This window comes from Microbacterium sp. CR_7 (genome assembly GCF_041954755.1).
GTDB lineage: Bacteria > Actinomycetota > Actinomycetes > Actinomycetales > Microbacteriaceae > Microbacterium.
Window position 1 is genome coordinate 352,450 of the sequence record NZ_JAVAYF010000005.1, and the last position, 25,138, is coordinate 377,587.

The 25,138-nt window shown below is 71.3% G+C and carries 25 protein-coding genes; 11 read left to right on the forward strand and 14 right to left on the reverse strand.

All coding sequences use genetic code 11. The features are described 5' to 3' along the window. Position 1 precedes the first annotated feature (1 nt). The 3 genes from RAC81_RS13500 to RAC81_RS13510 all read left to right on the forward strand — a co-directional run bounded on the left by RAC81_RS13500 (position 2) and on the right by RAC81_RS13510 (position 2,153). On the forward strand, positions 2-457 hold the full coding sequence (locus tag RAC81_RS13500; protein WP_375082839.1) for a MarR family winged helix-turn-helix transcriptional regulator: 456 nt from the start codon (positions 2-4) through the stop codon (positions 455-457). Positions 458-531: 74 nt separating this feature from the next. Then, a complete protein-coding gene (locus RAC81_RS13505) occupies positions 532-1,026 on the forward strand; it encodes a MarR family winged helix-turn-helix transcriptional regulator (protein ID WP_375082840.1) in 495 nt (164 codons plus the stop codon). 38 nt (positions 1,027-1,064) lie between these two features. Continuing rightward, entirely contained in the window at positions 1,065-2,153 is a 1,089-nt protein-coding gene (locus RAC81_RS13510; RefSeq protein ID WP_375082841.1) for an alkene reductase, read from the forward strand. On the opposite strand, the gene RAC81_RS13515 is transcribed toward RAC81_RS13510, so the two are convergent. Then, positions 2,117-2,875 (reverse strand): class I SAM-dependent methyltransferase, encoded by a 759-nt coding sequence (locus tag RAC81_RS13515; protein WP_375082842.1) that lies wholly within the window; start codon positions 2,873-2,875, stop codon positions 2,117-2,119. The genes RAC81_RS13510 and RAC81_RS13515 overlap by 37 nt on opposite strands. Before the next feature lie 37 nt (positions 2,876-2,912). Between RAC81_RS13515 and RAC81_RS13520 the strand changes: the two genes are divergently transcribed. Continuing rightward, positions 2,913-4,400, forward strand: coding sequence for a dihydrolipoyl dehydrogenase family protein (locus RAC81_RS13520; protein ID WP_375082843.1), 1,488 nt, complete (start codon positions 2,913-2,915; stop codon positions 4,398-4,400). 11 nt (positions 4,401-4,411) lie between these two features. Here RAC81_RS13520 and RAC81_RS13525 read toward each other — a convergent pair whose 3' ends face one another. Further along, positions 4,412-5,050: a CDP-alcohol phosphatidyltransferase family protein gene (locus RAC81_RS13525; protein ID WP_375082844.1), complete on the reverse strand. Its 639-nt coding sequence runs from the start codon at positions 5,048-5,050 to the stop codon at positions 4,412-4,414. After that, the gene (locus RAC81_RS13530) at positions 5,043-5,744 is read right to left on the reverse strand and encodes a TVP38/TMEM64 family protein (RefSeq protein WP_375082845.1); all 702 of its coding nucleotides are present in this window, start codon (positions 5,742-5,744) and stop codon (positions 5,043-5,045) included. Before RAC81_RS13530 ends, RAC81_RS13525 begins: the two co-directional genes overlap by 8 nt. An 86-nt stretch (positions 5,745-5,830) precedes the next feature. Here RAC81_RS13530 and RAC81_RS13535 point away from each other — a divergent pair, with 86 nt between their 5' ends. The 4 genes from RAC81_RS13535 to RAC81_RS13550 are packed head-to-tail and all read left to right on the forward strand — an operon-like array spanning position 5,831 to position 9,930. Then, positions 5,831-7,081, forward strand: coding sequence for an ABC transporter substrate-binding protein (locus RAC81_RS13535; protein ID WP_375082846.1), 1,251 nt, complete (start codon positions 5,831-5,833; stop codon positions 7,079-7,081). Continuing rightward, positions 7,078-7,953, forward strand: coding sequence for an ABC transporter permease (locus RAC81_RS13540; RefSeq protein ID WP_375082847.1), 876 nt, complete (start codon positions 7,078-7,080; stop codon positions 7,951-7,953). Before RAC81_RS13535 ends, RAC81_RS13540 begins: the two co-directional genes overlap by 4 nt. Positions 7,954-7,957: 4 nt before the next feature. Further along, a complete protein-coding gene (locus tag RAC81_RS13545) occupies positions 7,958-8,869 on the forward strand; it encodes an ABC transporter permease (RefSeq protein ID WP_375082848.1) in 912 nt (303 codons plus the stop codon). Continuing rightward, entirely contained in the window at positions 8,866-9,930 is a 1,065-nt protein-coding gene (locus RAC81_RS13550; protein WP_375082849.1) for an ABC transporter ATP-binding protein, read from the forward strand. Before RAC81_RS13545 ends, RAC81_RS13550 begins: the two co-directional genes overlap by 4 nt. Before the next feature lie 173 nt (positions 9,931-10,103). On the opposite strand, the gene RAC81_RS13555 is transcribed toward RAC81_RS13550, so the two are convergent. The 4 genes from RAC81_RS13555 to RAC81_RS13570 all read right to left on the reverse strand — a co-directional run bounded on the left by RAC81_RS13555 (position 10,104) and on the right by RAC81_RS13570 (position 15,617). Beyond that, positions 10,104-11,588: a hypothetical protein gene (locus tag RAC81_RS13555; protein ID WP_375082850.1), complete on the reverse strand. Its 1,485-nt coding sequence runs from the start codon at positions 11,586-11,588 to the stop codon at positions 10,104-10,106. A 129-nt stretch (positions 11,589-11,717) separates the two neighbouring features. After that, the gene (locus RAC81_RS13560; protein ID WP_375082851.1) at positions 11,718-12,926 is read right to left on the reverse strand and encodes a calcium:proton antiporter; all 1,209 of its coding nucleotides are present in this window, start codon (positions 12,924-12,926) and stop codon (positions 11,718-11,720) included. Positions 12,927-13,180: 254 nt separating this feature from the next. Beyond that, on the reverse strand, positions 13,181-14,725 hold the full coding sequence (locus RAC81_RS13565) for a DUF222 domain-containing protein (RefSeq protein ID WP_375082852.1): 1,545 nt from the start codon (positions 14,723-14,725) through the stop codon (positions 13,181-13,183). Between the two features lie 445 nt (positions 14,726-15,170). Beyond that, positions 15,171-15,617, reverse strand: a complete 447-nt coding sequence (locus RAC81_RS13570) for an SRPBCC family protein (RefSeq protein WP_375082853.1) — start codon at positions 15,615-15,617, stop codon at positions 15,171-15,173. 191 nt (positions 15,618-15,808) lie between these two features. Between RAC81_RS13570 and RAC81_RS13575 the strand changes: the two genes are divergently transcribed. After that, complete coding sequence (locus RAC81_RS13575) at positions 15,809-17,146, forward strand: cytochrome P450 (RefSeq protein ID WP_375082854.1); 1,338 nt, start codon at positions 15,809-15,811, stop codon at positions 17,144-17,146. A 106-nt stretch (positions 17,147-17,252) separates the two neighbouring features. Then, the gene (locus tag RAC81_RS13580) at positions 17,253-17,408 is read left to right on the forward strand and encodes a hypothetical protein (RefSeq protein ID WP_375082855.1); all 156 of its coding nucleotides are present in this window, start codon (positions 17,253-17,255) and stop codon (positions 17,406-17,408) included. On the opposite strand, the gene RAC81_RS13585 is transcribed toward RAC81_RS13580, so the two are convergent. Together RAC81_RS13585 and RAC81_RS13590 are read right to left on the reverse strand one after the other, a co-directional pair. After that, on the reverse strand, positions 17,405-18,388 hold the full coding sequence (locus RAC81_RS13585; protein WP_375082856.1) for a cation diffusion facilitator family transporter: 984 nt from the start codon (positions 18,386-18,388) through the stop codon (positions 17,405-17,407). The two genes, RAC81_RS13580 and RAC81_RS13585, sit on opposite strands and share 4 nt — an antisense overlap. After that, positions 18,385-18,861: a hypothetical protein gene (locus RAC81_RS13590; RefSeq protein ID WP_375082857.1), complete on the reverse strand. Its 477-nt coding sequence runs from the start codon at positions 18,859-18,861 to the stop codon at positions 18,385-18,387. Before RAC81_RS13590 ends, RAC81_RS13585 begins: the two co-directional genes overlap by 4 nt. Before the next feature lie 93 nt (positions 18,862-18,954). Here RAC81_RS13590 and RAC81_RS13595 point away from each other — a divergent pair, with 93 nt between their 5' ends. Continuing rightward, entirely contained in the window at positions 18,955-20,238 is a 1,284-nt protein-coding gene (locus tag RAC81_RS13595) for a hypothetical protein (protein ID WP_375082858.1), read from the forward strand. 347 nt (positions 20,239-20,585) lie between these two features. Here the strand turns inward: RAC81_RS13595 and RAC81_RS13600 are convergent, their stop codons facing one another. From RAC81_RS13600 to RAC81_RS13620, 5 genes are all read right to left on the reverse strand, one after another. Beyond that, positions 20,586-21,143, reverse strand: coding sequence for a hypothetical protein (locus tag RAC81_RS13600; RefSeq protein ID WP_375082859.1), 558 nt, complete (start codon positions 21,141-21,143; stop codon positions 20,586-20,588). Beyond that, positions 21,140-21,802 (reverse strand): hypothetical protein, encoded by a 663-nt coding sequence (locus RAC81_RS13605; protein ID WP_375082860.1) that lies wholly within the window; start codon positions 21,800-21,802, stop codon positions 21,140-21,142. The genes RAC81_RS13600 and RAC81_RS13605 overlap by 4 nt, the downstream gene beginning before the upstream one ends. Before the next feature lie 31 nt (positions 21,803-21,833). Continuing rightward, positions 21,834-22,670: an endo alpha-1,4 polygalactosaminidase gene (locus tag RAC81_RS13610; protein WP_375082861.1), complete on the reverse strand. Its 837-nt coding sequence runs from the start codon at positions 22,668-22,670 to the stop codon at positions 21,834-21,836. Beyond that, positions 22,667-23,530, reverse strand: a complete 864-nt coding sequence (locus RAC81_RS13615; protein WP_375082862.1) for a CPBP family intramembrane glutamic endopeptidase — start codon at positions 23,528-23,530, stop codon at positions 22,667-22,669. Before RAC81_RS13615 ends, RAC81_RS13610 begins: the two co-directional genes overlap by 4 nt. 191 nt (positions 23,531-23,721) lie before the next feature. After that, the gene (locus RAC81_RS13620) at positions 23,722-25,134 is read right to left on the reverse strand and encodes an MFS transporter (protein ID WP_375082863.1); all 1,413 of its coding nucleotides are present in this window, start codon (positions 25,132-25,134) and stop codon (positions 23,722-23,724) included. Positions 25,135-25,138 lie beyond the last annotated feature (4 nt).

Sequence of the window (25,138 nt, forward strand, 5' to 3'; positions counted from 1 at the left end):
GATGACCCCCATCGATGCGGCGACCGCTCCGGACGTCGAGAGCGCCGTCGGCGACCTCCAGGCACATCTGAACCTCATCTTCGCGAGGACTCGGACGCTGTGGAGGGAGTCGGCGGCGCGCATCGCCCCCGACCTGCAGGTCGGCGGGTACAAGCTGCTCACGTTCATCGACCGGGCCGGCTCGGCCAGTGCGCACGAGCTCGCGGAACGGTTCGAGATGGACAAGTCGGTCATCAGCCGACAGGTGCGGATGCTGGAGGAGCTCGGCCTCATCGAGTCCCGCCCCGACGAGCGCGACGGCCGCCTGCGTGTGCTCACGGCCACGCCCACGGCCAGCGCCGCGCTCGCCGAGCTGCGTCGCGACCACAGCCGTCGCCTCGACGCGGTCATGGCCGAGCTGACGGCGGACGAGATCCGCGCGGCATCCAAGGTCTTCCGGCTGCTGTCCGAGGTCTGAGGCGTGATGACGACGGCGCGGCGTGCGCCGTCGTCGGCCGTGAGCCCGCGGGTATCCGCCGTAAGCTGGCCAGCATGAGCGCCGCCGACGATCCCGCCGACGAGAGACCCGCGTCTGCCGGCGAGACCGCCGCGCTCGAGGATGCGGTGCACCGCGTCGAACACGAGCTGGGCCGGCTGTTCGCCCGCATCCGGGTGAGCTGGCGCGAAGCGGCGATCACGGTGCATCCCGACCTCCAGCCCCTCGGCTACCAGGTGCTGACCTCGATCGCCTCCGGCAAGGCGACGTCCGCCGGCGCGATCATCGAACGGCTGCAGACCGACAAGTCCGCGGTCAGCAGGCACGTGCGGCAGCTCGAGCAGCTGGGACTCGTCGAGAGCGTCGCGGACCCCGACGATCGACGCGCGCGTGTACTCGTCGCGACGCCGCTCGCGCAGGAGCGCGTCGCGCTCGCCCGCTCCCGCTACGAGGCCCGTCTGAGCGAGCGCCTGCGCGGCTGGTCGCCGGAGGATCTGGACCGCTTCGTCGCCCTGCTCGGCGATCTCGGCGGCTCGCCCGAGGGCTCCTGACGGGAATACGTCGAGCGACGGCGGGCTTGTCCCTCACCGTGAGTCTTTTCGAGCCCGCCGCCTTCGGCGCCCTCCCGCTGTCCAACCGCGTCGTCATGGCGCCCCTCACCCGCACGCGCGCGGACGACCACGGCGTGCCCACCGAGGCGATGGCGGAGTACTACCGTCAGCGCGCCGGGCAGGGCCTCATCATCACCGAGGGCACCTGGCCGGTCGCGGAGGGCAAGTCGTATCAGGGCCAGCCGGGCATCGTCACGCCCGCGCAGATCGACGGATGGCGCCGCATCGCCGACGCCGTGCACGCCGAGGGTGGCACGATCGTGATGCAGCTCATGCACGGCGGGCGCGTCGGCCACCCCGAGATCTCGGGTGAGCCGCGGGTCGTCGGCCCGAGCGCGATCGCCGCGCCCGGCGAGACGCACACCCCCGTCGGCAAGGCCGCGATGCCCGTGGCGCACGCGCTCGCGCTCGACGAGATCCCCGAGGTGATCGAGCAGTTCGCGCAGGCGGCGCGCAACGCGATCGAGGCGGGTCTCGACGGCGTCGAGGTGCACGGAGCCAACGGCTACCTCGTGCACGAGTTCCTGTCGCCGGTGTCGAACGTGCGCGAGGACCGGTACGGCGGGTCGCCGGAGAACCGGGCGCGCTTCGCGATCGAGGTCACGCGGGCCGTCGCCGAGGCGGTCGGGGCTGACCGCACCGGCATCCGTCTGTCGCCGCAGCACAACATCCAGGGTGTGCTGGAGGAGGACGACGATGACGCCCTCGCCACGTATCGCGCGGTCGCCGAGGGGCTCGCCCCGCTCGGCATCGCTTTCGTCGACGTGCTCAGCGCGGCCCCGACGAGCGAGCTCGTGCAGCGCATCCGCCGGACGCTCGGAGCTCCGCTGATCATCAACTCCGGCTTCGGTGTCGTGACGACCCGAGACGAGGCCGAGGGTCTGATCGCGGGCGGGTGGGCGGATGCCGTCGCCGCCGGTCGACCCGTGATCGCCAACCCCGACCTCGTCGAGCGCTGGAAGCAGGATGCCGAGCTCAACGAGCCGCGACCGGCGCTCTTCTACGGGCGCACGACGGAGGGGTATACCGACTACCCGTCGCTGGAGGCCGTGCGCGCGGGCGCCTGATCGTCCGGGGCGGCGAGTATGCCGCCCACGGCGACGATGTGCCGGCCCTTGCGCTCCGCGCGGTCGACGCCGGGCGGGTCGGCCGCATCGCGCTCCAGCATCCGCCACGGACGAGCGGTGATGTCCGATCCGCCCGCCGCGCAGGCGAGGCGCGCGAGAGGCGACAGGAATCGCCATCGGCCGCGCGGCGGCTGCATGTCGACGATCACGGCGCGCGCCCCGTCGCGGAGCAGCGCCTTCGCGCTCCGCCATGCCTCCGTGCGCGAAGGGATGACGCTGAGCGCGTAGGTGGTCAGGAGCGCGTCGGCGCAATCCTCCCGGCGGCCCTCCCGGCGGCCCTCCCCGTGACCCTCGGCGTGACCCTCGGCGTGACCTCGGGCGGAGGAGATCACGCCCGAGACGTCGTCGGGTCGCAGCGCCGTCGCATCCCTCTCCAGCAGGCGAACCCGATCCTGCCAGCCGTTCGCCTCCACCCGCCTGGCCGCCATCGCCAGCATCTGCGGACTGCGATCGATGCCGATGACCAGCCCCTCGCTGCCGACGGCGGAGACCAGCCCCGGAAAGTTCAGACCGGTGCCGCAGCCGAGGTCGATCACGACGTCGCCGGTGCGCGCGCCGAGCAGCTCCATCCCCGCGCGGCGCCCTGCCGCGTAGACCCAGCGTTCCCCCGACAGGACGTCGTACCAGCGTGCACCGGCGGTGTACCGCGCGAACCGTGCCATCGTCGCCCTCCGATCGCGTCCACTCTAGGCTGTCGGCATGGTCACCTCCCCCCGACGAACGGCCCGGATCCTCACCGCCGAGCAGGCGGCGACCCGTGTCTGGGACCTCGTCGTGATCGGGGCGGGGAGCGCCGGCCTCGTCGGCGCCAAGACCGCCGCGTACCTCGGTGCCCGAGTGCTCATCGTCGAGGCGCATCGCTTCGGCGGCGAATGCCTGCACACGGGATGCGTCCCGTCGAAGGCGCTGATCGCGGCGGCCAGTGCCGCGCATTCGGCACGGGAGGGAGGCGAGCTCGGCGTCTCCGCGACGGTGCGGGTCGACTTCCCCGCGGTCATGGCGCACGTGCGTCGCGCGATCGCCGCGATTGCGCCGGTCGACAGTCCCGAAGCGCTGGCGGCTGACGGCGTGTTCTCGGTGCATGGTCGCGCGACGTTCGCGGCGCCGCAGGCGGTCGTCGTGGACGGGCGGTCGATCCGTTTCCGCGACGCCCTCGTCGCGACCGGAAGCTCGCCGCGCCTGCCCGACGCCCCGGGCGTGGACGGCGTGGACGTGCTGACGAACGAGACCTTCTGGGACCTCGACGAGCAGCCCGAACGGCTCCTCGTGACCGGCGGCGGAGCCGTCGGATGCGAGATCGCGCAGGCGATGGCCCGCCTCGGGACCGCTGTGACGCTGGTGCATCGCGGCGATCGGCTCCTCGAGAAGGAAGAGCCCGAGGCGTCGGCGATCGTCCTCGACGCGCTCAGGGCCGACGAGGTCGACGTGCGGCTCGGCGTCACGGTCACGGAATGGGCGGGCGAGGAGGGCTCGAGCGGGCCGACCGCCGGCGGTCTCGCGCGGCTCAGCGACGGCGGCGAGGTGCGGTTCGATCGGGTGCTCGCCGCGCTCGGGCGTCGCGTCGACACGTCCGCCCTCGGTCTCGACGCGGCGGGAGTGCGCCTGGACGACAGCGGTGCGATCGTCGTCGACCGCACGATGCGCACCTCGAACCCGCGCATCAGGGCGGCCGGCGACACCACCCCGCTGCCCCGCTTCACCCACACCGCCGGCATGTACGCCAGCGTCGCGGCGACGAACGCGGTGCTCGGGCTGCGGCGCTCGATCGACTCCGACGCCGTCCCGCGCGTCACCTTCACCGCCCCCGAGGTCGCGGCGGTCGGCGTCGCTCCCGCGGATGCCGCGGACCGCGGCCTTCGGGTCGTCGTGCAGCCCTACCGCGACGTCGACCGGGCGGTCGCCGACGGGAGGACCGAGGGGTACACGGCCGTCGTGCTCGACCGCAGATCCCGCGTCCGGGGCGCCGTGGTCGTCGGGCCGCGGGCAGGGGAAGCCCTCGCGGAACTCACCGTCGCGACGAGGCTGAGCCTGACGGCGGGAGCCCTCGCCGGGACGATCCATGCCTACCCCACCTACTCCGACGCGGGGTGGAGCGCGGTCGTCGCCGACACCCGCCGCTCGCTGTCCCGCGGCGCGGTGGGCCTCGCGATCCGGCTGCTGCGCGTCACCCGCCGCCGACGCGGCTGACGCAGGTCTTATCAGCGCAGGCTGCGGTATCCGACGACGATGCGCTGCACGGCGCTCACCGCCACGAACAGGCACCACCCGATCGCGATCTGCCACGACCAGAACGGGAGGATCAGCCACAGGGCGTGCACGGCGATCGTCTCGGTGCCCTCGGCGATGCGTCCGAGGAACGACAGCGAGCGTCCGTCGTCGATCGTCCGCCCGGTGCGCTCCGCGATCGAGGAGAAGGCGAGGAAGGCCGTGCCGTTGACGTAGTAGGCGAAGAGCACGGCGAGGAACGGCCACCACGGGGCGTCGAATTCCGACGTCGCCCCGATCGCGACCCCCAGCACGGTCGCGCCGTACACCACGAAGTCGGCGGTGATGTCGAGGAAGCCGCCCGCCTCCGACCCGCCCGCGGCTGCGCTCCCACCCGCGGCCGCGCGTCGACGGCGTGCGAGGGTGCCGTCGAGGCCGTCGGCGATCCGCGAGACGAGCCACAGGGCGAGCGCCGGCCACCAGAGATGCAGCGCCGCGGCGACGGCCGACGCGACCCCGATCATCAGACCCGCCACGGTGATCCGATCCGGCGTCACCCAGCGACGGTCGATCGCGGCGGTGATCGCATCGAGGGGGCGGCTCAGGGCAGCGCGGACGGCACGGTCAAGCACGGGAGTCCTCCTGCGGTGCGCTGCCTTCCCGCGCACCCTGCCGCCGTCTCAGGACCGCGGCGGCGATCAATCCGCCGAGCACCAGCACCCCGAGCCCCGCCACCGCCACCCAGAACGCCGGTCCGAGCTCCACCCCGAACGCGCCGAGCGCCACGTAGGCGGCCGAGCCGGGGATGATGCCCAGAGCGGTCCCCGCCGCGTAGTCGCGCGGACGCACCGACGTCAGACCCGCGCCGTAGTTGATGAGAGTGAACGGGATGATCGGCACGAGTCGGGCACCCAGCACCGCGAGGAATCCGCGATCGGCGAGAGCGGCGTCCACGCGTGCCACGCGCGCGCCGGTGAGCTTCTCGACGGCCTCGCGCCCCAGCGCCCTCCCGATCACGAACGAGGCGGCCGAGCCGAGCAGAGCGCCCATGTAGACCATGGCGAGCGCGGGCCAGAAGCCCCAGATCAGTCCCGCGGCGATCGTGAGGATGTTCTTCGGCACGGGCGTGAGCGTGATCGCCGCATAGCCGAGGATGAACAGCGCGGCACCGCCGGCTCCGAGCCCCTCCGCCCAGTCCCGCACGGCCTCGACATCGCTCGGCGTGAGAAGGAACCCAACCGTTCCGGCGAGGGCGACGAACAGGAGGAGGATACCGAGACGGATCGCCGCCCTGCGGCGACCCCGAGGGGCCTCCTGATGATGCATGTCGTCAGCGTCCACGGCATCCCTCCGACCTCCTATAGCCTAGTCCGGCGCGATTCGCCCGGCCCATCCCCGAAACGAGGATCCCCATGATCAGCACCGGACGTCGTTCCCGCCGAGCGGTCGCCGCGCTCGCCGGCATCGCTGTACCGCTCGCGGCCCTCGCCGCGTGCGCCGCCCCCTCGACGGGCGAAGCCTCGACGTCGTACGACGACTGGGATGCCGTGCTCGACGATGCGAAGGGGCAGACCGTCCAGCTCTGGATGTACGGCGGCGACGATCAGGGCAACGCCTACGTCGACGACGTGCTCGCCCCGGCGGTCGCCGAGTACGGGGTCACGCTGGAGCGCGTGCCCGTCACAGACACGGTCGATGCCCTCAATCGCGTCTTCACCGAGATGCAGGCGGGGCGCGACGACGGCACGGTCGACCTCATCTGGGTCAACGGCGACAACTTCCGCACCGGCAAGGAGGCCGACGCGTGGCTGTGCGGCTGGACCGATCTGCTGCCCTCGATGGCGGCGACCGATCCCGACGATCCGCTTCTGCAGTCGGACTTCGGCACCCCCGTCGACGGGTGCGAGGCGCCGTGGCACAAGGCGCAGTTCACGCTGGCGTACAACGCCGAGGCGATCCCCGACCCGCCGACCACCCTCGAGGGCGTCCTGGAATGGGCCGAGGCGCACCCCGGCCGTTTCACCTACCCGGCGCCGCCGGACTTCACCGGTTCGGTGTTCCTGCGCGAGGTCCTCGCGAGCGTGTCGGGCGGAGCGGACGAAGTCCCCGCGCAGTTCTCCGACGAGGCCTATGACGAGCTGACCCCCGCCCTGTACGAGCGGCTGTCCGAGCTCGCGCCGAGCCTGTGGCGTGGCGGCGACACGTACCCCGCCGACGAGGCCGAGCTCGGCCAGCTGTTCGCGGACCGGCAGATCGACATGACGATGACTTATGGTCCGGCGACCTTGACCGGCCTGGTGGCCGATGGCACGTACCCGCCGGCGACCACGGTGCTCCCGCTCGAGGACGGGACGGTGGGCAATGCGAGCTTCCTCGGCCTCCCGGCGAACTCGGATGCGGTCGCGGGCGCGATGGTCGTGGCCGACGTCGCGCTCTCCGTCGAGCAGCAGGTCGAGAAGGCCAAGCCGGACGTCTGGGGTCAGTTCACCGTGCTCGACATCGACGCCCTCGGGGATGACGACCGCGCGCTGTTCGACGCCCTGCCCGAGTCGCCGGTCGTGCCGGGGTACGAGGTGCTGTCCGAGAACGCGCACGGCGAGCTCGCGGCGGAGTGGGTGCCGGCGCTCGACGAGGGCTGGCGGAAGAGCGTCCTCGCTCGATGAGCTTCGCACCGGTCACGCGACGGAGCGGGACGCGCGGCGAGCGAGTGCGCAGTGCGCTCCTCGTGCTGCCCGCCGTCGTCGTCGCGGCCGTCGTGGTGGGCGGCGGACTGGGGGCGACCGCGCTGCAGGCCCTCGGGCTCATGCCCGTGGCCGGTCCCGTCACGCCGGGACTGGAGGCGTTCACGGCGCACTCGGACGACCTGATCGCGGCGATCGTCGTCTCGCTCGCGATCGCCGCGAGCGCCACCGTCATCGCGGTCGTCGTCGGCACGGCGGCAGCCGTGGTGATCGCCGCGGGCAAGACGGGCAGCCGCGTGCTCGCGGGGCTCGGGGCGACGGCGATCACCGTGCCGCATCTGATCGGCGCCGCGACCGTGGGGCTGCTGCTGTCGGATGCGGGGGTGCTGCCCCGACTGCTCGGGATCGCGCCGGACGCGTGGCCGGCGTGGGTCGGCGGGCCGCTGTGGGGGGCGGTGATCGTGGAGTTCGCGTGGAAGGAGTCCGCTTTCGTCGCCCTCGTCGTCACGGGGACGCTCGCGACGCGCATCGCGACCTACGACGAGACGGCCGCTCTGCTCGGTGCCGGGCGATGGAAGCGGTTCCGCCACGTGCTGCTGCCCTTGACGGCGCCGACGATCGTCATCTGCGCGACCATCAGCTTCGTGTACGCGCTCGGATCGTATGAGGTGTCGTGGCTGCTCGGACGCTCGTATCCCGAGCCGCTTCCGGTCCTCGCGGTGCGACTGTTCCAGGGCGTGGCGCTGGACTCGCGCCCCGAGGCGGCGGCCGTCGCCCTCGTCACCAGCGCGATCGCTCTCGCCGTCGTCGGGCTCGCCTTCGCAGCCCTGCGGCGCACAGCGGTGTGGAGGTGACCGGGTGACCTCTCCGGTGCTCGCGGCTCCCCGCACCGCCAGTCGGGCGCTCCGGCTGGTCGCCACGGCCGCGCTGGTGCTGTGGTTCGCGATCCCGCTCCTTCCGCTGGCCCTGTGGGCGTTCGCCGACGCGTGGTCCTTCCCGTCCCCGCTCCCCACCGCGTGGGGCGGGCAGGGCGTGGCGGATGCGATCGGCTTCGGCATCCTGCCCGCTTTCGGACGCTCGGTACTTCTGGGTCTCGTGGTGGCGGCGATAGCGACCCCGCTGGGCGCGCTGGCCGCGCGCGCCTTGACGTTCGGCGCTGTCCCGTTCCCCCGCGTCGTGTCCGCGCTCCTGCTGGCCCCGATCGCCCTCCCGCCGTTCGCCGCCGTGCTCGGCGTGAACGTCGTTCTGCTGCGTGCGTACGTTCCGCCCCTCGTCGGCGTGGTGCTGGTGCTCGTCGTGTTCGCGCTTCCGTACACGGCCTTCGTGATGCGCGCCGCCTACGGTGCGTACAACCGGTCGTACGAGGAGGAGGCGCGTCTGCTTGGGGCATCACGCCTGCAGGTGCTGCGCCGTGTGCAGCTGCCCATGCTGGCTCCGGCGCTCGCGCGCGCCGCCTTCCTCGCCTTCCTGGTGGCCTGGAGCGATTACATCGTGACCGTCATCGTCGGAGGAGGGGCGCTCGTCAGTCTGCCGCTCGTCGTCGCGGGAGCGGCGTCGGGCCTGGGGAACGACGCAGCCGTCGCCGTCATGTCGCTCGCCTCGGTCATCCCTCCGATCGCGCTGCTGCTCGCGGTGCTGGCCTTCGGTCGACGCCGCTCCGCGCGCGGGGTCGCCTCGCGCGGCCGCGCGCTGTCCGGTCGCCGAGCGGCATCCGATTCCCCTCCGGCAGACGTGTCGGCCGTCCTCCCACAGTCAGGAACCCCGTCATGAGCGCCGAACTCGAGGTCGTCCGTCTCGACAAGCACTTCGCCGGATCGCCGACACCGGCCCTGCGCGACTTCTCCCTGCACGTCGCCGCGGGGACGTGCACCGCCGTCCTCGGTCCGAGCGGCTCCGGCAAGAGCACTCTGCTGCGCGTGATCGCGGGACTCGAACAAGCGGATGCCGGGCACGTGCGCATCGGCGGGCGGGAGATGGACGAGGTGGATGCCGAGCGGCGCGGCGTCGGCATGGTCTTCCAGCGGTCGCTGCTGTTCCCGCACCTGTCTGTGCGCGACAACGTCGCCTTCTCCGACAGGATCCGCGGCGCGTCGAAAGCGCGAGCGCGCGACCGTGCCGAGGAGTACCTCGGGATGGTGCGACTCAGCGGGTTCGGAGACCGGGGCGTCGACGAGCTGTCGGGCGGACAGGAGCAGCGGGTGGCGATCGCGAGGGCGCTGGCCGCAGAACCTGCGGTGCTCCTGCTCGACGAGCCGTTCAGCGCCCTCGATCCGGCGCTGCGCAGCGACATGCACGACCTGCTGGATGCTGTCCGGTCGCAGGTCGCGCCGACGATCGTGCTCGTCACCCATGACCGCGACGAAGCAGCGCGCGCCTCGGATCGCATCGCCCTCATCGAGCACGGAGTGCTGCTGCACGAGAGCGACGTCCACGACGCGTACCGCCGGCCGCAGAGCCTCCGCGCATCCGTGCTGATGGGCGGCCGCAACGCCGTGCGAGGGGCGGTGCGCGACGGCATCCACCACAGCGCCCTGGGGGCCGTACCGGTGCCCGGTGCCGCTGACGGGACCGGTGTGATGGTGGTGCGACAGGAGGACGTGACCGTGCAGGGCGACGAGCCCCGCCGTGCGGCGGGAACCGTCGACTCCGAGGCCTTGGCGTTCGGGGGTGTGGTCGAGGACGTGCGTATCACGGGACCTCGATCCGAGGTGCAGGTGCGGTGCGGAGACGTGCTGCTGCACGCAGAGGATGCACCGACACGGTCGCGTCGCATCGGCGAGCGGGTGTCTGTCGTGATCCCGGTGGGGGCGGTCCACGTCGTCGCCGAGTGACGCCGTGCGCGGTGGGGCGTGCGCGGTGGGGCGTGCGCGGTGGGGGCGCGCGATGGGGCGTGCGTGGTGGCGCGTGCGCGGTGGGGCGTGCGTGATAAGGGCCGCGCCCGGCGGGGCTGCGCCTTGCGGGGCTGCGCCCTGCGGGGCTGCGCCCGGTGGGGAAGCGCTGCCCGTCAGCTCGCGGCGGGCTGCGCGGCTCCTGTCGTCCTCACCGCGGTGAGTCCTGCGGGCCGTGACACGACCTGCGGTTCGGCACCGTCGCGCAGCGACGGCAGGGGGAGCAGGCGGCGCAGTTCGATGTTCTCGATCGGGTCGAGGACGGAGTGCTGCACGCAGGCGGGAACCAGGCGTCCGTCCTCGGGGTGAGACATGGCGTACATGCACGCGCCCAGGCGCTCCTGCGTCTCCTTGAGCAGCGGGTCGTCGGCGACCACGCCGTTCTGCATCATCTCCCAGGCCGGAGCGACCTGCTCGGCATCCATGAAGTTGTGGATCACGAAGGTCTTGAACGACACGGCGCCCTTGCGCGCCTCGCGGATGAGACGTCGGAGTCCGCCGGCGCGGCGGACCACGCGGCGGCCGAGGCCGATCAGCGGCGGGATGTCGCCCGGGTGCGCGGCGATGGCCCTGATGACTTTGACGACGAGCGTCGACTTCGGGATGCCGCCGAAGATCATGCCGCCGAAGTGGGCGAGGAAGCGGTCGCGTGCGGCGATGTCCTTCGGGTCGTCGGGGTCGAGCAGTGGTGCGAAGCTGCCGCCGACGCGCACTCCGACCGTGGAGCGGTTGCATCGGGGGTCGCCGAACTGGGTGGCCTGCCATGGCAGCTTCTGTCCGGCTCCACGTTCGATGCGCTCCCAGACCGCGTCGATCGTGACTTCGCCGAAGTCCTCCCGCCACCGACGATCGTCGCCGATGAACGCCGCGGGCTGGAACGACATCATGTCGAAGGGCATGTCGAGCACGTCGCGGGTGACCTGTTCGACTTCGTCGACGTTCGACGGGGTGACCGTCATGTTGTGGGCGAGGTAGCTGCCGACCCCGTGATCGCGCTTGAGGTCGATGAACATCTGCGCGAACTTTTCGCGGAACGGGTTGAGCTCCGCTTCACTTCGTGGACGCACCGCGCCACGGCGTCCGCGCATGAGGGAGTCGAAGTGGGCGGCGAAGGAGACCTTGTCGAAGCGCGGCTTGCCCTCTTCGTCGAGCACGAGGTCGAGCAGGTAGTCGTACTCGAAGTCGCCGTGCGTCATCGACATCGGCTCGCGTCCCGCGTCGCGCATGGCGAGCAGCGCCTGCGCGTGGTCTTCGGCGGGGAGGAGGCTCACCTCGCCGCCGATCAACTGCGCGTGTGCGCGCGGCCCGCGCACCTGCCGCAGGTAGGACATCTGCGACGCGACGTTGTCGACCGTGTGGTCGCCGTCGATCCTGACCTTGTTCGCGTCGGCGGAGTGGTAGCAGGGCGAGCACGTGAGGTTGCACTTGGGAAAGACGCCGTGGGTGCCCTCGCATCCGACCGCGCACCGGCCGAGCAGCTGGTTGGGCGTCTTCGCGTGCTCGGGCAGTTCCGCCCAGCGCACGGCGAGGGCACGTCTGGTCTCGGGGTGGATGGGCCTCGTGTCGAGTTCCCAGCGCTTGAGCGTCGTTGCCAGTCCCATGGTTCCCTTTCCGGCCGGCCGCTCGCGCGGCAGTCCCCGGGTTGTTCGGTGCGGCGGTCCTGTCGGATTGGTGCCGCGATCCCATCCTGCTCCCGTCGTCGCCGCATGGCGAGAAGTTGTGCGCTGATTTCAGCTGAACAGCACGATCAGGTAGGCGGCGAACAGAACGAGGTGCACGGCGCCGTGGGTCGCGGTGACGCGTTTCGCGGAGAACGTCGTGACCGACAGCAGCAGCGTCACGCCGAGCATGAGCAGGTTCGCGGGCGACTCGGCCAGCACGACGGTCTGGCCCGTCAGCATCCCGATGATGAGCACCGCCGGGATCGTGAGTCCGACCGTCGACACGAGTGCACCGTGGCAGAGGTTGTTCACGCGTTGCGCCTCGCCGCCCAGTGCCGCCCGGGCCGCGGTGATCGACTCGGGCAGGAACACGACCGCGGCGATGAGCACGCCGGCGAGGGCGGGCGGCGCGCCGAGCCGGCCGAGGCCGTCGTCGAGCAGCGCCGCCATGTCGTGCGACAGCAGCACGATCGGCAGCACCGTGACGACGAGCAGGGCGAGGCGGACGAGCACCTCGAGTCGGTGAGTGCGCAGGGTGGCGAGGATGCTCGTCGAGTTTCGTTCCGCGGCGGTCTCGCCCGGGGTGCCCGCGGGGTTCGTGCCGCCCTCCGCAGCCCCGACCTCGGCGAAGTCCGCGGCCTGAGCGCCCATCTGTCGGACGAGGAAGAACGCGTACACGCCGACAGTCAGCACGACGATCGGGATCTCCTGCGCGACTGTGTACGAGCCGTCGACGCCGATGAGCGCGGGCAGTCCGAAGGCGAGCGTGACGAGGAGCACGAGCATCGCCAGGTATGCCGAGGTTCCCGTGCGGTTGTGCTGCAGCGTCCGGTGGCGGAGTCCGCCCAGCAGCAGAGCGAGGCCGATGACGAGGTTCATGATGATCATGGCCACGGCCATGACGGAGTCGCGGGCGATCGTCTGGTGCTCGCCCGGCCCGAGCATGACGGCCGAGATGAGGACGACCTCGATCAGCACGATCGACAGCGTCAGCACGAGCGATCCGTAGGGGTCGCCGAGGCGGTGGGCGAGCGCTTCGGCCTGCTTCACGACCCCGAAGGCGCACACGAGGATGACGGCGACGATCGCGACCAGCCCGACGACGAGCACCACGGCCGGCGCGGGGGCAGCGAGCAACGGATGGGCGACGAGCACGGCAGCGAAGGCTCCCCAGCCGAGCACGATGCGCGCGACGTCGGAGCGGTGGACGAGGCCGCGCAGCGAAGTGTGCGGGGCCGACTCGGCGGTCAAACGTGCCCTGCGTGAGTTCGGCGACATGGTCGTGCTCCTTCGAGTGGGGTCGTCCCCGCCTGAAGATCGACGGTCGGGTCGTCCCGATCGCCGCGCGGTGCCGATGCACCGACGCTCACATCACGATCTCCAGGATAGGCGAGGAACCGCAACAGATCCTGTGCAGCCAGGAGTGCGACCGGTGCCCGGCGAACGCAACCTGCGTCCCGCACCCGTGCCCGCGTCCGACGCCCCGCGATCGCGTCCCGTGGCCGGCGACCGGCGGTGGCGAGCGCGTCGGGTCATCCCGCTCGGGGCATTGCCGCGCTCTCGCGGTCGCTCCGGGCGTGAGGGAGACTGAGCCGCGGCGCACGCCACCGCCGCGTCGGATCCCACCACCCCGGCCCTCGAACTTCGGGGACACCGTCGTTCATCCGTATCTCCCACCCGGAGGTGCCCAAACTCCGGTGGTGCCACCAGCACAGCGGTACTCCGTTGTCGGTGTGGGTCGGCCCGCCACGCGCATGCTCGGTGACGTGGTGGATCTCGCACCAGGACGCCGGCACGTGGCATCCGGGGATCAGACACTCCTTGTCGCGCGCGACGATCGCCCGTCGCTGGTGCACCGTGAACACCCGGTCCGTGCTGTGGATGCCGACGATCCGACCCTCGTCCATGGTGACCCGCTGGATCGTACCCGAGCAGCCGACGTGCGCTGCGACATCCGCGTGCGTCTGATTCCAGGCGCCCGGAACGCTCGCTCGCCCGCGTCCCGCTGCGAGATCTTCCGCGTTGACGGTGACGACGAGGGTGGGAGCCGCCCCGCCGAGGCTCGGCATGTCCCGATGGCGAGCGGCTATCCCCAGTGCTGCGGCGAGTGCGTCGTGACGCTTCTGCGTGGCCGTGCGGTCGTCGATCACGGCGCGAGGATCGGAATTGAAGGGATCGGGCTCGTCGACACCTGAGCCGCCATGACCTGAACCGACGGCACCTGAGCCGTCGACACCTGAGCCCTCGAGACCTGCGCCGTCGGCATCCGTCGGAGCGAACCGCACCCCGAGTCCGGGCGGCCCGTCGCCCTTGGGGTTGTTCTGGGCATCGAAGATGAGTTCCAACTGTGCGGCGACCTCGGGCGTCAGCGCTCCCGTGATCGATCGCAGCCCGTTGCGCAGCCGTCCCACCGTGATTCCCCGTCGTCTGGCGGCTTCGTCGGCGGGCTCCTCCCCGTCGGGATCGAGCAGGTCGACCAGTGCCTCGGCGAGCAGGCGCAGATCTTCGGGCATCGGAGCAGGGCCGCGACCGGAGTCTCGATCTGCATCGTCGGGAACGCCGTCTGCACTTCCAGACTCAGGAGCGTCGTGCGCGCCCCTCGCGGCGCCGGCGAGGCACTCGTCAGCGCCGAGTCGCCCGTCGAGTCCGATGCGGTCCATCACCTTTTCGATCGGCGCGGTCGCGGCGAGAACACCGGCCGTGCCGACTGTGCCGTCGAGCAGCGCCTCGCGAAGCGCCGGCCAGCGGGCAGGGAGGCGTTCGCCGGAGGTCAGGCTCGACTCGCGGCGGACGAGATCGACGACTTTGACCAGCCGAGACGCCCCGCCCGTGTCGACCAGCAACGCTCGCCGCAGCAGTTCGTTCTCGTTGCGACACCCGGCGATGTGGGCGAGTTCGACGTCACCCGTGGCGACGGTCTCGACGATCACCGCCTCGACGCGGCGGAACGCGGCGCCCGCCGTGGCGAGGACCTCGACCCGCTCCGACTCTGTGAGTCCGGCGAGGGAGTCATCGGCGAGCACTCGATCGAGGTCGGAGATGACCTGGTCGAGGAGTGTGCGCGGCTGGGATGACATGCCCTCAGTCAACCCCGGGCCACCGACATTGCGATCGCTGGAAGCAGCGGATTTCGGCCTGTTCAGGCGTGTATTCCAATACTCCCGATCTGCATCCCGGCATATCGCGGACGAGGGGGCGGACGAGGGGGAGCGGCCGTGGAGGGACCTGGGTGAGGGGCCGCTGAGAAGGGGATGGCGCGCGGTGGGGTCTGGTGTGAGGGGCGCGAGAAGGGGCGAGGGCCGCGGAGAAGGGGACGGCGCGCGGTGGGGTCTGGTGTGAGAGGCGCGAGAAGGCGGCAGGGCCGCGGAGAAGGGGACGGCGCGCGGTGGGGTCTGGTGTGAGAGGCGCGAGAAGGCGGCAGGGCCGCGGAGAAGGGGACGGCGCGCGGTGGGGTCTGGTGTGAGGGGCGCGAGAAGAGGGCAGTGCCGCGGAGAAGGGGAACCGGGGCCGGACGAGCGCGACTCAGTGTGCTCGGCCCGCACCGCCCTCCGCCAGATACGCGAGCCGGTGCAGGGTCTCCGAGTTCCGCCACCGCAGCAGGGGAGTGGTGACGAGGCCGGGCAGCAGTGTCGCCGGACCGTCCACCGGCTCCTCGTCGATGCGCACCATGCATCCGCCGTCGTACGAGCGCACGCGGAGGGTCACCCTCGCCTCGCCGATCGGCCAGCCCTTGGCGCGCATGACCATGCGGCGCGGCGGATCCCACTCCTCGACCACCGTCGTGTCGTCGAGCAGCGCGGGCCAGACGCCCACCGAGTGGTGCAGTTCGGCACCGGGTTGCGGCCAGGTCTCATCGACGTCGCGCATGCGCGAGGCGCCCACCACCCATGCGGGGTACAGCCAGCCGTTGCCCAGCACCTCGAACACGTCCTCCGGACGGCAATCCAGGGTGCGCACGTTCTTCGCCACGTCGTCCACCTCTCGTCGGTCTCGGTCGGTCCCGGTTCATGCATCGTCTGCGACCCCGCCATCGTGCCCAAGGGGCTTGACGCGCGCAGGCAGCACGGCCACATCTCGCAGGGGCGGCAGCGCGACTAGCACAACCCCGCCGCCCGCGCCTCCCCCTGGAACCCTCCTTACCTCTCTGCGAGCCTCGAGCCATGGCACTCATCGATCTCCCCGTGCGGGCCGTGCGCCGCGTCGGCGAACTCGCGCGTGACGACGCTCCCGCTCTGCTCACCCACGGCTACGGCTTCGGCTCCCGCATCTGGCGGCGCGTCCGACCGGGCGCGCGGTCCGCGCCCATGCGTCTGCTCGGAGACGACGCGGTGTTCGTGCGTGGCGTCGAGGGCGTGGAGCTCTTCTACGACGCCGATCGCATCGCCCGTCACGGCGCGATGCCCGCGATCGTGCAGGAGTCGCTGTTCGGGCACGGCTCGGTGCACAGCCTCGACGGCGACGACCACCGGCACCGCAAGGCGACGTTCGTCGACGTCGCGTACGAGGACGAGCAGGTGGCTCGCCTCGCGCCCCTGCTCGAGCGCGAATGGGATGCCGAGCGCGAGGCGTGGCTCGCCGGCGGCACCCGCAGCGCGTACGACGCGGCAGTCGGCGCGTTCGGGCGGGCGATCATGCGCTGGGCAGGACTCCCGGGGTCGGGCGCCGCGAAGACGCGCTGGGCCGCGCGGCTCGCGCAGATCGTCGACGGCTTCGGATCGCCGTACTCGCCGGTCTACCTCGCCGCGATCGCGAACCGCTGGTGGTCGGACCGGCACGCGGCCCGGTTGATCGAGGCGGTGCGCAACGGCGCCCTGCGCGCCGATCCGGGCACCGCGCTGCACGAGTGGGCGCACCATCGCGACCGCGGCGGCGAACTGCTGCCCGCGCGCATCGCCGGTGTCGAGCTGCAGAACAGCATCCGACCCATGATCGCCGTCGCCCGCTTCGTGGCCTTCGCCGCGAAGGAGCTCCACGACCGGCCCGAGTGGCGAGACCGCATCGCGGCCGAGACGGCCGAGCGAGGAGCGCTGGTCGGTGGTCCGCTCTCGATCATGTTCGCGCAGGAGATCCGTCGCACGGCGCCGTTCGTGCCGATGCTCCCCGGCTGGGCGATCGCCGACATCGACATCGACGGCCAGCACGTCGACGCCGGCGGCCGGGTCGTGCTCGACCTGCTCGGCACCGACACCGACGACCGGTTCTGGGCGCGCTCCGACCGCTTCGACCCCGAGCGCTTCCGCGACGTGGGTGACGACTACGAGGCGCTCGCCGCATTCGTGCCGCACGGAGGGGCAGAGGTCGCCACAGGACACCGCTGCCCCGGTGAGAAGCTCGCGATCTCCGGCCTCGCCGCGGCCATCGCGACGCTCAGCGACCCGCGCCTGCTCATCCTCGGCGCGGGGCTCGACGTGAACCGCCGGCGCCTCCCCACCAAACCTCGTTCCGGTGCGCTGGTGCGGTCGGCGACGGCATCCGGCAGCCGCTGCCCGTTCCACTGACCCGCCCTGGTCACGGTGTCAAGGGGAGAGCACGAACGCCTCGTGACGCGGATGCTGGACGCCACCCGTCACGAGACGGGTGGACCACCCGACGAACGGAGACACCATGTCCGACCCGAACTCCACCCCGGATGCCGAGAACTCGTCGAACGACGAGACGCCCATGGTGCCGCATGAGCTCGCCCCCGAACAGCTCTCCGACGACCCGGTCGCCGGCGACCCCGACGCGACCGGCGCACCGTCCGACGACTCCGACGACTAGTCGCGTCCCGACACGTCCGTCCCGTCCGGAAGCTCGGCTACCGGCGAGATCACGACCTCCTGCACCTTCCAGTCGAGGTCGGAGATGCGCGCGGCGAGGTCGGTCGTCTGCTCGACTGTGACGCGTGACCGCCGCGGCACGACGAACGCCTCGATGTGGAAGACCTGGCCCTGGTCCCGCATCCGCACGGACGCCTCCTTCACCCACGGCTGCGACCGCATGGTCGAGAGGATGTCGCCGGCGAGCGGATGCGGGTGCGCGCTGTCGAACGTGCGGGCGCGCTGATCCATGAGGTCGATGATCGCGGTCTTGGTGTTCTTCACGCCGTCCCAGACGATGCCGAGCGAGATGAAGAGGGCGGCGGCGCCGTCGAGCCACCACAGGCCCGCACCCACGCCGAGCACCCCGACGATCGAGGCGACCGTGGTCTGCCAGTCGGCCTTGGCCATATCGGCATCGGCGTACAGCAGCTTGTTGTGCAGCACCGGCGCGAGCCGCGCCTTCGCGGGGCCGTAGAGGAACACGGGGCCGATGATGATCACGGCCATGACGGCGACCATGAACCAGCCGAGCCAGATCGTGTGCCCCCAGAGGTTCACGGTGCCGATGGTCGGATGCTCGGCGGCGACGAGCCCGGTCACGGCCTCGATGGCGAGATTCACGCCGACCGCCAGCAACGCGACACCGGCGACGAGGTGCCCGACGCCCATCGCGCGGTGCAGCCCGTAGGGGTGCTTGAGAGTGGGACGACGGCGGACGAAGATCAGGGCGATGAGGAACGCGAACTGGGGGATGAGCGACAGCATGTCCTCGATCCAGGCGGTGCGCATGGCCTGCGACCCGCCGACGACCAGCGCGATCACGGCGATCGTCACCGAGGTGTACGCGATCGTGAACCACTCCCACCGGATCGCGCTACGCAGCGCCTTCTGCTGCTCCTCCGGCAGCTCGGTGCGTCCGATGCGGTCGACGGTCCTCACGATCCGACCTCCTGGTCGAGGTAGGTCTCCAGGGCGCTGAGGAACCCGTTCTCCCCGAGCGGCACGAGCATCACGATCGATCGCCCGTCCGCGCCGTCGATGCCGGGATAGCCCCGCGTCATCCCCGCCCTGTCGATCCACGGGCTCTGGTCGGTCATGCCGCCGACGACGAGGTCGAGGTCACCGCGCTCCAGCATCCCCACCAGCGTCTCCTCCGAGCCCTCCGTCCAGTCGACGTCAGCGTCGACCGTCTCGGCGAAGCCGCTCACCAGCTCGGGGAGGCTGCCGTCGGGGTCCCCGCTGCCGTCGCTCGTGATCAGTCCGGGGTCGGGGGAGAAGCCCACCCGCAGCTCGGCGTCGCGCACGCTGGTCAGCGTGCCGTCGGGGTCGGTGGGGATCGTGAGCCCGCAACCGGCGAGCGCGGTGGAGAGCAGCAGCGCCGTTGTGACAGCCCCGATTCGAGTCGTCCTCATGGGGGCATCCTGCCGCCCTCCATCTCGGCGCCGCAACGCTGTTGACGGGCGTCGGCCCCGCGGCTAACCGTCGATGGCCACTACGGTAGGCACATGCGACAGGCCCTGCGGACGTTCGGACGCATCCTCGCCCGACACTGGCCCGCTCTCGCGGCCTGGTACCTCGGCGGCGAGGCCTTGCACCGCGTGCTCATCGAGCTCGCGGGCGTCGTCGGCGGCCTCACGACTCTCGGCGGTCTGCTGCTGCTTCCGCTCGCGGTCGCCGCCCGACTCGTCTCGTACGTCGCGATGTACCTCACCGTGCGCCCGTCGCTGCCGCACAGCAGGCGGGAGGATGCGGGTGGGCCCCGAGAGTTCGCGTCAGCGACTCTCGCGGCGATCCTGCCGTTCTTCGCGTTCTACACGGCGTGGGGCATGCTCGACGCCGACCAGATCGAGTTCTTCCGCATCGCCAGCGCGATCGCCCTCGCCGACTCGGGGTACGAGCTCGATCGGGTCGGCGACCGCGGCGGTCTGATCGGCGTCGGCGTACTGCCGGTGACCGTGCTCCTGATCGCCCTCGCCGCCCGACTGGTCTACATGCGGTTCGCGGATCGGCTGCCGCGCTGGTGCGTCGTGCTGGGCGCCTACGCCGAGGTGCTGTGGACCTTCATGCTCTTCACGCTCGTCGCGCGATGGTGGAGTGGAGTGCTCGACTGGTTCGGGGAGCGCGAGGTCGCGAGCCGCCTGCAGGTCTTCGGAGACTGGTTCGCGGTGAACCTGGCTCCCGTCGCCGTCGTGTGGGAGGCCGCGACCTGGATCGTCGGCATCGTCATCGCGGCGGTGATCGTGCCCGCGGCGTGGCTGACCGTTGCGAGCGTCGTGTACGGCACGACGTTCGACTCCACCCCGGAGTTCTCGCGCTGGGGCTCGGGTGCCGCGCGCGGCACGGCGATGAGCCTCGCCCGCACGCTCGTGATGCGGCTCGAAGGCCTCTGGGCCGCCGTGACCGTGATCTGGCGCGGCGGGCCGCTGCTGTTCGGCGCGTACGTGCTCGCCTATGCGCTGTGGGCCCTTGCGGAGCAGTCGGGAACGAGAGGTCTGCTGCAGCTCATCGGCGGGCACGAGTCGTCGTTCTGGGCGGGGGTGTTCCCGCTTGCCACGCTCGCCGTCGCGGCTTTCGCGGAGCCGCTCCGCGTCGCGATCGTCGCCACCGCGTACGACGAGGTCGTCGGCCGCCCGCACACCGGTCTCGATACGCGGCCGTCAGGGCTCGACGAGGAATCTGGCGGTCAGGTGGTCGCCGTCCTCGACGTCGAGCACGAACGGCCCCTCGGCGTCGTCGGGCAGCAGGAACACCGCGAGGATGCGGTACGCCGACCCCTCGATGGTGCATGACCTCTCGTCCTCGTCGTAGGGCACATCGAGTCCGTCTCGGGAGCTCAACCAGGTCCGCGAGGTCGACGGCTCGGAGATGCTGATCGTGCACGACCCGGCCTGCGGCCCACCGCTCGACGTCATCCGGACGCTCAACGACCGGGTGCCTTCGGGCCCCTCGAACTCGCGCCACTCCGCGCCCGACAGCGACAGCGTCTGACCCGCGACGTCAGCGCTCGACTCGGCTTCGATCACCCGATCTGAGGGGCGGATGCCGGGGAGCACGTCGAGCCAGAGGTAGGCGCCCACCACGGCCACGATCGCGACGGCGAGCGCGAGGAGCGCGATCCGCTGCCGACGCAACCAGCTCATGGCGTCACCAGCTCGGACCGGGTGATCTCGACGGAGTCTTCGCGGGCGATGCCGTCGAGGGGGAGTGTGATCACGACGAGGTCGTCGAGCTCCGCAGTATAGTAGTCGGGGGTCAGTCGCAGCTCTACCGTGCCGGAGCCGACATCAGCGGGGAGCTCGAAGGCCAGGGTGCCGACCGTGTCGATGCCGACGCGCAGCGGCGTGCCGACCAGCGACATCGTCGGGCGTTCGCTCGCCTGGAACACGCGGTCGCCGACCGCGAGGGTCGCGAGTCTGATCGACGCATCGATCTCGGTCTCGGGCGCCGACGCACGCACGGTGACGAGGAGCCAGTTCCCCTCGGCGCTCCATCCGTCGTCGGTCTCGACCGTCTGCGCGAAGCGCGCCTCGACCGCCGTGGCGATCAGAGCACGCGACGACACGATCTCGTCCATCCCGCCGCGCTTCTCGATCGGGGCGATGAGCGCGTCGTCGTCGGGCGTGAGTGCGACGAGCGCGCCGGCTCCGACGACCAACGCGGCTCCGATGATCCAGGGGAGGGCGCGGTTCCTCATCGCGCCTCCGATGCCGAGACGAGGATCCGGGCGACCACGCCGTCGGGACGCCAGGTGACGACGCGCGACGAGAGGATGACGGCACCCCGGCTGACCTCTGCCTCGTACACGTCGAGGGCGACGGTGCCGTCGGAGAACGCGTCGTCCGGGACGGGCCACGCGATGGTCACCTCGTCGGGGACCCCCGGCTGCAGCACGACCTGACCGGCGGAGCCGTCGGCACGCCAGACCGTCGCGCTGCCGGTGGCCTCGGCGCCGTGCAGGTCGAGCAGCGGCTCCGCGGTGTTCACGAGGTTGGCCTTGAGCAGATCGGCGGTCGTGCCGACGCCGATCGGGGCGTCAGCGAGGTTCTCCATGCGCGCCGTCATGACGAGGAGCTTCTCGCCGGGCTCCGCCTCGAGGTACTCCGACTCGACCGCGTCGGTGAAGGCGACGTCGAGGACCGTCATCGCGTAGGTCGAGGTGCGTACCTCGTCGCCCGCGGCGACCTCGGCCGCTTCCGTCACCGAGCGCGCCAGGCCGCCGGTCACGATCACGGTCACGGCGACGAGGAGGACGGATGCCGCGACGACCCATACCCACCGGGGGACCTCGCCCAGCGCGCGGCCCCATCGCGAGAGCACGGCGCGGACCCGCCACTGCTCCCCCGAGATCGTCACGACGCCAGCCTAGTCAGGCCGTAGCCGCAGTTCAGCGACAGGTCTCGAAGACGTGCCCGTCGACTCCGGCGGGGAGCAGATCGCGGTCGCGCAGAACCATCGACGCGGGCGATTCGGCGTTCTCGCACATGTCGGCGAACGCACGGGGCAGCTGGTCGGTGTACTCGATGTCGATCACCTGGTCGCCGTACACCGCGGTGTACGCGGTGCACTCCTCGTAGGCTGCGCACTCCTCGACCACCGCGAAGTCGAACCCGGCGCGGTCGTGCAGCGCCTCGGCATCCTCCGCCGCGTTCTTCTGACCCGCGGCGAGTCCCGACTCGTGAGCCCGTTCGACCAGCAGCGTCGCGAGAGCGAGGTTGTCGTCGAGGGTGAGGGCGTCGTCCGAGCGCGTGTACGAGTCCAGGTTGTCGAACTCGACCGCGTCGAAGCCCGACTCCGCGCATCCGTCGATCCAGGGGCCGATCACGTCGGCGATGCTCTCTCGACGCTCACTCGTCGAGGTGTCGAGAAGCGCCTCATCGGGCCAGTCCGGGTCGAAGACGGGCTCGCCGTCGTGTTGGAGGAGCAGGTCGTCGGGCCACGTGTCGAGCTCGCCGGGCTGGGTCTGGAAGCCGTTCACGTAGCAGATCGAGTACACGCCCTCGGCAGGCTCCGCGGTGCGGTCGCGGCCGACGACGCCCACGTCGTCGGCCGGCTCGTAGGCGCCACCGAGCTGGTAGTCGGGCACGGCGCCGACGGGGAGGAGGTCGATCTCGCCGGACGCCGTCGCGGCGGTCTCGCCGGCCGCGTCCTGTCCGCCCGCGCACCCGACCAGCGCGACGCCGAGGGCCGCCACGGCGACGAGAACGGATGCAGTGCGCCTCACCGCAGCAGGGCGGAGTCGTCGGTCTTGCGGTCGAGGTGACCCTTGACGAGGAACAGCGCCACGATCGTCAGGATCGCGTACAGGTACACCGAGACGCCGGCGACCGCGAGCAGCGGACTCGGTGCAGCGGCAGCCGTGTCGATGCCGCCCGTCGCGAGGAAGCTGGTGGGGTCGGTGATCGCGTGCAGCAGGATGGGACACACGAGGCTGCCGGTCACTCGCAGCGTCAGGTACATCGCGACGCCGAAGACGAAGGTGAAGGCCATCGTGATCAGCACGGTTCCCAGCGCCTGACCGCTGAGCAGGTTCGTCGAGTGCAGGAGCGCGAAGATGAGCGACGAGAGCACCATGACCCAGCGTTCGGAGTAGCCGCCCTTGCGCAGCAGATTCACCGCGAGGCCGCGCGTGAGCAGTTCCTCGGACAGTCCCACGAAGAGGCCGGCGGCGAAGGTGACGAGCACCACGCCGATCGAGTACGAGCTCCAGTCGGTCCCTGCGGCTCGGAGCGCCGCGGCCAGGATCACGACGATGGGAGCGACCCACATCCAGCCGCGCCCGCGCCCGGGCTGGCGGCCGAAGAGCTCGGGCAGCCACTTCACCGAGGCGGCGAACGCCAGCAGGATGAGCGACCCGACGACGACGGGAAGCAGGAGGGTGATCGCGACGGTCGACGCCGACCCGAACTGGTCGGTCAGGTCGAACTGCCCCGCGAACAGGATGCCGATGAGCTGCGAGGCGCCGAGATAGAGGCCGATGTAGACGGCCGCCACGAGCAGCGCCTTCCACCATCCGCCGCGATTCCAGAACCGGAGCCACGTCGAGGAGGACGAGGGACGAAGAGCGGTGTTCGCGTCAGTCACGACTCACACCGTACAGCTCGGCGATCTCCTTCGACCATCCCCTGTGAATAGGTCGGATGCTGCGGCCATCCGGCGGGCGGCCGACCTCCCTCCCGCGAACCACCCCGTGACGACCGAGCCACCCCGTTGCGGACGGTTCGCTCAGGGGTGGGTCGCGCCGAAGGGGGTGGGTCGGCGGGAATGGAATGGGGTCAGCCCTGCGCGGGGTCGGCGGCGGGAGCGGGGCCTTCTGCCGGAGCGGGTTCCTCGGCGGGATTGCGGCGGATGCCGATCCACGAGACCACTCCGCCGAGGACGAGCAGCGCGGCGGTGACCCAGGCGGCGTTGTGGAATCCGCCCAGGTCGAGGGTGCCGCCGATGATGGTCGTCAGCATCGCCACGACGAGCAGACCGGCGACCCGCGAGACCGCGTTGTTGACCGCCGAGGCGATGCCGGAGCGGGACTCGTCGATCGCCCCGAGGATCGCCGAGGTCAGCGGGGCGACGGTCAGCGAGAGGCCGAGACCCATCACGATCATGGCGGGCAGCACCTGCCACCAGTAGTCGAAGTCCTCGGCGACGAGCAGCAGCATCACCGCGCCGACCGCCATCACGAGCGGGCCGACCGTCATGAAGATGCGGGGACCGAACCGTCCGGCCCAGGAGCCGGCGCGCGAGCTCACGAGGATCATGAGGATCGTCATCGGCAGGCTCGCCAGTCCGGCGGCGGTCGCCGAGAGGCCGGCGCCCTGCTGCAGATAGACGCCGATCACGAAGCCGTTGAGCGAGAGAGCGGCGTAGACGAACAGCGTGGCGAGGTTGCCCCAGGCGAAGTCCCGGACGCGGAACAGCGACAGCGGCATGAGCGGAGCGGCCGAGCGCTGCTGACGCACGAGGAACAGCGCGAAGAGCACTGCGCCGATCACGCCGGGCAGCCAGATCGCGGGGGATCCCCACCCGAGGTTCGGCTGCTCGATCAGGGCGAAGACCACGGCGCCGAGACCGACCGCGCAGAGGATGCCGCTGACCCAGTCGACCCGGACGCCGCTCGGCTTCTCGTTAAGCTTCAGCCGCGCGAGCAGGAGCAGCGTGACCCCGATCGGCAGCACGTTGATGAGGAACACGAAGCGCCAGGAGAGGAAGTCCACGAACAGCCCGCCCAGCAGTGGACCGACCAGCTGAGCGGCGGTCGTGAACGCCGTCCACACGCCGATCGCGCGCGACTGGACGTCGGACCGCATGGTCGCGGTGATCAGAGCGAGCGAGCTCGGCACGAGCAGGGCGCCCGCCGCGCCCTGGGCGGCGCGCGCGATGATCAGCACGAGCGGATCCGGTGCTGCGGCGACGGCGATCGACGCCACGCCGAAGGCGATCAGGCCCACGCGCATCACGAGCACCCGCCCGTACGCGTCGGACAGCGAGCCGGCCAGCAGGATCAGCGCGCTGAGCGTGATGAGGTACGCGTCGACGACCCACTGCTGCGTCGTGATGCCGCCTCCCAGCTCGCGGCTGATCGCGGGAAGGGCGACGGTGACCACGGTCCCGTCGAGGAACGTCACGAACGAGGCGAGCACGGCGACGGAGATCACCAACCGCTGCAGCGGCGCGAATCGAGAGGAGGCCACAGGC

Excerpts from the sequence above, each read along its gene's own strand:
- RAC81_RS13580 (WP_375082855.1), top strand. The coding sequence starts at position 17,253 with ATGTCCGACCCGAACTCCACCCCGGATGCCGAGAACTCGTCGAACGAC.
- RAC81_RS13575 (WP_375082854.1), top strand. The coding sequence starts at position 15,809 with ATGGCACTCATCGATCTCCCCGTGCGGGCCGTGCGCCGCGTCGGCGAA.
- RAC81_RS13560 (WP_375082851.1), bottom strand. The coding sequence starts at position 12,926 with ATGTCGCCGAACTCACGCAGGGCACGTTTGACCGCCGAGTCGGCCCCG.
- RAC81_RS13530 (WP_375082845.1), bottom strand. The coding sequence starts at position 5,744 with ATGCATCATCAGGAGGCCCCTCGGGGTCGCCGCAGGGCGGCGATCCGT.
- RAC81_RS13550 (WP_375082849.1), top strand. The coding sequence starts at position 8,866 with ATGAGCGCCGAACTCGAGGTCGTCCGTCTCGACAAGCACTTCGCCGGA.
- RAC81_RS13600 (WP_375082859.1), bottom strand. The coding sequence starts at position 21,143 with ATGAGGAACCGCGCCCTCCCCTGGATCATCGGAGCCGCGTTGGTCGTC.
- RAC81_RS13520 (WP_375082843.1), top strand. The coding sequence starts at position 2,913 with ATGGTCACCTCCCCCCGACGAACGGCCCGGATCCTCACCGCCGAGCAG.
- RAC81_RS13500 (WP_375082839.1), top strand. The coding sequence starts at position 2 with ATGACCCCCATCGATGCGGCGACCGCTCCGGACGTCGAGAGCGCCGTC.
- RAC81_RS13590 (WP_375082857.1), bottom strand. The coding sequence starts at position 18,861 with ATGAGGACGACTCGAATCGGGGCTGTCACAACGGCGCTGCTGCTCTCC.
- RAC81_RS13515 (WP_375082842.1), bottom strand. The coding sequence starts at position 2,875 with ATGGCACGGTTCGCGCGGTACACCGCCGGTGCACGCTGGTACGACGTC.
- RAC81_RS13555 (WP_375082850.1), bottom strand. The coding sequence starts at position 11,588 with ATGGGACTGGCAACGACGCTCAAGCGCTGGGAACTCGACACGAGGCCC.
- RAC81_RS13565 (WP_375082852.1), bottom strand. The coding sequence starts at position 14,725 with ATGTCATCCCAGCCGCGCACACTCCTCGACCAGGTCATCTCCGACCTC.
- RAC81_RS13540 (WP_375082847.1), top strand. The coding sequence starts at position 7,078 with ATGAGCTTCGCACCGGTCACGCGACGGAGCGGGACGCGCGGCGAGCGA.
- RAC81_RS13595 (WP_375082858.1), top strand. The coding sequence starts at position 18,955 with ATGCGACAGGCCCTGCGGACGTTCGGACGCATCCTCGCCCGACACTGG.
- RAC81_RS13505 (WP_375082840.1), top strand. The coding sequence starts at position 532 with ATGAGCGCCGCCGACGATCCCGCCGACGAGAGACCCGCGTCTGCCGGC.
- RAC81_RS13535 (WP_375082846.1), top strand. The coding sequence starts at position 5,831 with ATGATCAGCACCGGACGTCGTTCCCGCCGAGCGGTCGCCGCGCTCGCC.